Origin of the sequence: Janthinobacterium violaceinigrum, assembly GCF_009208555.1 — a bacterium.
GTDB lineage: Bacteria > Pseudomonadota > Gammaproteobacteria > Burkholderiales > Burkholderiaceae_D > Janthinobacterium > Janthinobacterium violaceinigrum.
The window spans coordinates 1-6001 of sequence record NZ_WFLI01000074.1 but is presented as its reverse complement, the minus strand read 5'-3'; the positions used below and the strand labels follow the sequence as shown (position 1 = coordinate 6001).

The window sequence follows — 6001 nt, the reverse complement described above, 5'->3', positions numbered from 1 at the left end:
GCCTGGGCCAGCGCCTGCGCGCGCGGCGGGTCGCGCAGCAGCGCCACGATGGCCTGCGCCATGGCGGCTGGATGGCCGGGCGGCACCAGCAGCGCCGTCACGCCGTCCTGCAGCAGGGCGGGGATGCCGCCCACATCGGTGCTGACGACGGGCACGCCGCAGGCCAGCGCTTCGAGCACGGAAATGGGCATGTTGTCGGCCAGGCTGGGATTGAGGACGATGTCGCTGGCCTGGTACAGGGCCGGCATGGCGGCGTTGTCGACGGGGCCGGTGAAGCGCACGGAATCGAGAACGCCCAGCGACCTGGCCAGGCGCGCCAGCGCCGCGCGCTGCGGCCCGCCGCCGGCCAGCACCAGGCGCGCCGCGGGATAGGCCTGGCGCACGATGGCAAGCGCGCGCACGGCGCTGGCGTTGTCGTACAGGCTTTCCAGGTGGCGCGCCACGAGGATGCAGGGCGCCTCGGCCGCTGACGCGCGCGGTGCGGCCGGCGTAAAGCGCTGCAAGTCCACCACGTTGGGCACGACGTGGGCCGTATGGCCATATTGCTCGAAGATGGCGGCCAGGTAGGCGGAAGGCACGACGATGGCGCTGGCGCGGCGCAGGCTGAACGCCACCAGGCGGGGCGCGCGGGCGAAAAAAACGGCTGCTTCGCCGCCCCGGTAGTTGAGCAGGGCCGGCTTGCCTTTCAGGCTGGCGATCCACAGCGCGGGCGCCGCGTGCAGGTGCCAGGACCAGCCGGAATTGGCCATGATGTGGAACAGGTCGACCGTATTGGCCGTGCGCCACAGCCGCCACAGGTACATGGGCAGGCGCAGCGCGGCGCGCAGGTAGCGGATGCGCGCCAGCCAGGGCGGCAGCACGGGGCCGTTGACGGCCAGCAGCTGCACTTGCGCGCCGTCGTCGCGCAGCAAGCGCGCCAGCTGCGCCGTTTGATTCGCCATGCCGCCGGCCGGCGGCGGCAGCGGGCCGACCAGTGCGATGCGCAGGCCCGTAAAGATCATGGCGCCACTTCCGCAGTCCTGCGCGCCGCCATGCGCGCATACACGGGCGCATAGCGGGCCACGCTGGCGTCCCAGCTGCGCTCCGTCTCGACGAACGCGCGCGCCTGGCGCCGCAGCGCGGGCCAGCTGGCGGGCGCCAGCAGCAGGGCCAGTATGGCCTGCGCCAGCGATTCGGCGTCGCCGGCGCGAAACAGCATGCCCGTCTTGCCATGTTCGATCAGTTCGCGGTGGCCGCCCACGTCGGACGCCACCACGAGGCGGCCCTGCGCCATCGCTTCGAGCGGTTTCAAGGGCGTCACCAGCTCCGTCAGGCGCATGGGCAGGCGCGGATATACGCAGATGTCGACCAGCTGATAATAGGCGGCTACCTGCGCATGTGGCACCCTGCCGGCGAACACCACGGCGCGGGCGATGCCCAGTTGCGCCGCCAGCGCACGCAGCGCCGCTTCCTGCGGACCGCCGCCGGCCAGCAGCAGCCGCAGCGCCGGCTGCGCGGCCAGCATGCGCGGCATGGCGCGCAGCAGCAGGGCCAGTCCTTCGTAGGCATAGAACGAGCCGATGAAACCGATGACCAGATGGCCATGCAGACCCAGTTTGTGCGCCAGCCACAGGTCGCCGGGCGCGGTGACGCTGAAGGCGCCCGCATCGACGGCGTTCGGAATCACGGTGATCTTATGCGCGGGCACGCCGCGCGCGCACAGCTCGCGCCGCAAGCCGTCGCAGATGGTGGTGACGGCGTCGGCGCGGCGCAGCGCGTAGCTTTCCAGCGCCCGCGTGAGCCGGTAGCGCAGGCCGCCGGGCCGGCTGCTGCCATGGTCGGCGGCCGCGTCTTCCCAGAAGGCGCGCACTTCATACACGACGGGGATGCCCAGAGCGCGCCCCGCGTTCAGGGCGGCGATGGCGTTCAGCGCGGGCGAATGCGCATGCAGGATGTCGGGCTGGAGGCGCTGCGCTAGCCCGCGCAGGCGCACGGCCAGGCCGATGACGACGGCCACCTGGCGCAGCACGGGCAGGCGCGCCCACCAGCGCGCAGCGGGCGCCGTGCGGTAGAAATGCCAGCCATCGACCAGTTGCTGGGCGCCGTCGGCCGGCCCTTGCTTGGCACTGGTGAGCTGCATGGTGTGCCAGCCCAGCGCCCGCTGCTGCCGCAGGATGGCCAGGGTGCGGAAGCTGTAGCCGCTGTGCAGGGGCAGCGAGTGGTCGAGGATGTGCAGGATGCGCATGGATTTACTCCATTGCCATGGCCGGTGAGGGCACCGGCGACTGGCGGCCATCGACGGGCAGCACCTGGCGCAGAAAGGCTTCGAACATCAGCAGCGACCACAGGGGCGCGCTGTAGTCGCGCCGTCCGCTCGCGTGCTGCTCCAGCAGCAGACGCACGTAATCCATGTCGAACAGGCCGCACTGCGCCAGGATGGGGCCCAGCAGGCGCTGTTGCAGGCGCTGGCGCAGCGGGCCCCGCAGCCAGTCGGCCAGCGGGACCGAAAATCCCATCTTCTGGCGGTACAGCACGGAGTCCGGCAGCAGCGGGCGCAGGGCTTTTTTCAGCAGGTACTTGCCTTCGCCGCGCCGCAGCTTGAACTGCGGCGGCAGGCCGGACATCCACGCCACCAGTTCATGGTCGAGCAGCGGCGAGCGCACTTCCAGCGCATGCGCCATGCTGGCCCGGTCCACTTTCGTGAGGATGTCGCCGGGCAGATAGGTTTTCAGGTCCAGGTACTGCACCTGCGACAGGGGATCCTGCGCGGGGCTGGCCAGCGCGTGGCGGCGCAGCACTTCCACAGCGCGGTAGCCCTGCAGGCTGCGGCGCAGCTCAGGGCTGAACAGGCGCGCGCGCATGGCATCGCCCAGCAGGCTGACGCCGTGAAAATACGCGTCCGTCGTGTCGCGCGCCAGGCCCTCGAACGTGGTCTTGGCGCGCAGGAAGCGGGGCGCCCAGTCGGCCTTCGGATACAGCCGCCCCAGGGTGCCGAACAGCGACTGGCGCAGGCCCGCCGGCAGCAAGGGGGCCATGGCCTTGCGCACCTTTTCCTCGCGCGTGTGCAGGCGGTAGCGCCGGTAGCCGGCCAGGCTTTCATCGCCGCCGTCGCCCGACAGGGCCACCGTGACCCGCTGGCGCGCCAGCTGGCAAACGCGGTACGTGGGCATGGCGGAGCTGTCGGCGAACGGTTCGTCGTACATATTGGCCAGCAGGTCGATCAGCTCGAAGTCGTCCTGCTCCACCTGGCGCGCATGGTGCGCCGTGCCGTAGCGGCGCGCCACCAGGTCGGCGTAGCGCGCTTCGTTGTAGGCCGGGTCGCCGAACGAGATGGAGCAGGTGTTGACGGGCGTGCTGCTGGCCCCGGCCATCAGCGCCACGACGGCGCTGGAATCGACGCCGCCCGACAGGAAGGCTCCCAGCGGCACTTCGGCCACCATGCGGATGCGCACCGCTTCGCGCAGGCGCGCCAGCAGTTCGTCGGCCGCCTGCGCCTCGCTGGCGGGCGGGTTCGGCGTGAACGGAACGTCCCAGTAGGACTGCGGCGCGGGCAGCGGCTGGCCGGCGCGGATGGACAGCGTGTGCCCGGGCGGCAGCTTGCGCGCGTGCTGGAAGATGCTGCGCGGCTCGGGCACGTAGCCGTACGCGAAATACTCTTCCACGGCCAGCGGGTCGAGCACGCGCGGCATGGCCGGATGCGCGAGCAGCGCTTTCAGTTCGGAGCCGAACAGCAGGGTGCCGTCCTGCGCCTCGCCGTAATACAGGGGTTTCACGCCCAGGCGGTCGCGCGCCAGGAACAGCACATGGCGGCGCCGGTCCCACAGGGCGAAGGCAAACATGCCGCGCAGGTGCCGCACGCAGTGTTCGCCCCATTGTTCCCAGGCGTGGACGATGACTTCCGTGTCGCTGCTGGTGCGGAACGGGTGGCCGAACTGGCGCAGTTCCGCCATCAGGCTGCGGTAATTGTAGATTTCGCCATTGAAGACGATGGCGATGCTGCGGTCGGCGTTGAACAGCGGCTGCTGACCGCTGGCCAGGTCGATCACGGACAGGCGCCGGTGCGCCAGGCCCAGTCCCGGCTCGCGGTGCAAGCCCCCTTCGTCCGGCCCGCGGTGGCGCAGGCTGTGGTTCATGCGCGCCAGCAGCAGCACGTCGATGTCGCGCTGGCCCTGCAAATCAAAGATGCCGCTGATGCCGCACATGGGTGGCCTTTCAGGGATAGGTGGACAGGGGGGACGGCTGGCGGGCGCCCGTCAGGCGGTCGTACACGGCCAGGTAGGCGCCGGCCATGGCGGGCAGGCTGTGTTCGGCCAGCACCTGGCGCCGGCCCCGCGCGCCGTGGCGGGGCCCCAGTTCGGGCATGCTGTAGTAGTCAAGCATGGCGTCGGCCAGCATCTCGGGCGAACCGGGTGGCACCAAAGTGCCGCTCCAGCCCGACTGCACCAGTTCCGCGTTGCCGCCCACCTGCGTGGCGACGATGGGCAGCCCCGTGGCCATCGCTTCGAGGATGGTGTTCGAGCTGCCTTCGGCCAGCGAGGGCAGCACGAACAGGTCCATGGCGCGCAGCAGCTGGGCCACGTCGTCGCGCGTGCCGGGCAGCCAGGCAAGATGGGCGGCGCCCGCCTGCTGCAGCAGTTCCAGGCAAGCCTGGCGGCACGGTCCGTCGCCCACGATGATCAGGCGCAGGCGTGCGCGGGCGCCCGGCTGCGCCAGCAGCAGCAGGAAGGCCTGCACCAGCGAGGCATGGTCCTTGACGGCCGCCATGCGGCCCACGCTGCCGATGACGAAGGCGCCGTTGCACAGGAAACCGGGCGGGCCCACGGCGGCAGGCGGCCCCAGGCGCGGATGGAACTGCACGCTGTCGACGCCATTGCCGATGTGCGACACCTGCGTGGGCGCCGCGCCGATGGCGTTCACCAGCCATTCGCCCAGGTCGGCGCTGACGGCGATGAAGTGCTGCACCAGCGGCAGCATGCATTTGCGCAGCAGCCGGTATTTGCGGCGGGTGCCGTGCAAGTCGCTCATGTCGCGCCCGTGTTCGCCATGCACGCGCAGGCGCACGCCCGCCAGGCAGGCCAGCAGCTGGGCTTCCAGGCAGCCCAGGTTGCGCGTGTGTACCAGCGCGGGGCGCAGCTGTCTGAGCACGCGGTACAGGTGCAGATAATGGCGCCAGTCCTTGCCTTCGCGCTTGTCCAGGCTGATGACGTCGACACCGGGCGTGGTCAGGCGCTGGCGAAACGCGGTGGCGTTCTTCAGGCAGACGATGGCGTGCCGGTAGCGCTCGGGCGGCAAATGGTTGATCAGGTTGACCAGGCCGTTTTCCAGCCCGCCCACGTCGAGCTGGTGGATCACGTGCACGATCAGGGGGGCGGCATTGGCCGCGCCGCCAGCCTGCCGTGTGGGGCCCGTCTCGGTGTCAAGGGCCATGCGGCAACTCCTGCAGGCGTTGTTCGATGACGGGCAGCGCCGCCCGCAGGAATGCTTGCAGGCGTGCGCGCGGCGGCGGCGCCAGTTCGTCGTAGGCGGCAAAGACGATGATGTCGGCCCCATCCTGGCGCGTGCCCAGCAGCTTGGCTTGCGCCAGCAGCAGTTTGACCAGCACGGGCCGGGCCGTGACGACGCCGCCCTGGCGGTAGACGCGCCACACCAGCAGGCGTTCGCCGCCGCGCGCCAGCACGGCTTCGCGCACACTTACCGTGCCGCTAGCCACGGCGACGTGCTGCACGCGCTGCGCCAGCGGCATCCAGCGCGCGCCGTATGGCAAGGCCTGGTGCGTCAGCAGCTCGGCATCGCGCGCCTGGCGCGCATACCAGTGCAGCTGCAAGCCCACCTGCGCGCCGTCGCCGTTCCGGCGCGCATACGTGGCGGCAAACAGCGCGGGCGCGCCCGCATACGGCGCCTGCCATGCCGAAGCCGCATCGTGCAAACGCTGCCAGGCGGGCGGATCGGGCAAGGCCAGCACGCTGGACGAAGCGGGCGGCGCGGCGCCGTCGCCGCGGTGGCTGGCCAGGGCCAGCGCGGG

General features: G+C 71.0%; 5 protein-coding genes. All 5 read right to left on the bottom strand.

Going from position 1 to position 6001, the window contains the following annotated elements; genetic code table 11:
• Window positions 1-1001: glycosyltransferase family 4 protein (locus GCN75_RS28500; RefSeq protein WP_152285344.1), on the bottom strand; the 1001-nt coding region annotated here is incomplete at its 3' end.
• Complete coding sequence (locus GCN75_RS28495; RefSeq protein WP_152285343.1) at window positions 998-2224, bottom strand: TIGR04063 family PEP-CTERM/XrtA system glycosyltransferase; 1227 nt, start codon at window positions 2222-2224, stop codon at window positions 998-1000. The genes GCN75_RS28500 and GCN75_RS28495, both read right to left, overlap by 4 nt.
• Before the next feature lie 4 nt (window positions 2225-2228).
• Window positions 2229-4181, bottom strand: coding sequence for an XrtA/PEP-CTERM system amidotransferase (locus tag GCN75_RS28490; RefSeq protein WP_152285342.1), 1953 nt, complete (start codon window positions 4179-4181; stop codon window positions 2229-2231).
• A 10-nt stretch (window positions 4182-4191) separates the two neighbouring features.
• Window positions 4192-5406, bottom strand: a complete 1215-nt coding sequence (locus GCN75_RS28485; RefSeq protein WP_152285341.1) for a TIGR03088 family PEP-CTERM/XrtA system glycosyltransferase — start codon at window positions 5404-5406, stop codon at window positions 4192-4194.
• Window positions 5396-6001, bottom strand: a 606-nt coding sequence (locus tag GCN75_RS28480; RefSeq protein WP_152285340.1) for an exosortase C-terminal domain/associated protein EpsI, incomplete at its 5' end; no start/stop codon positions are given. The genes GCN75_RS28480 and GCN75_RS28485, both read right to left, overlap by 11 nt.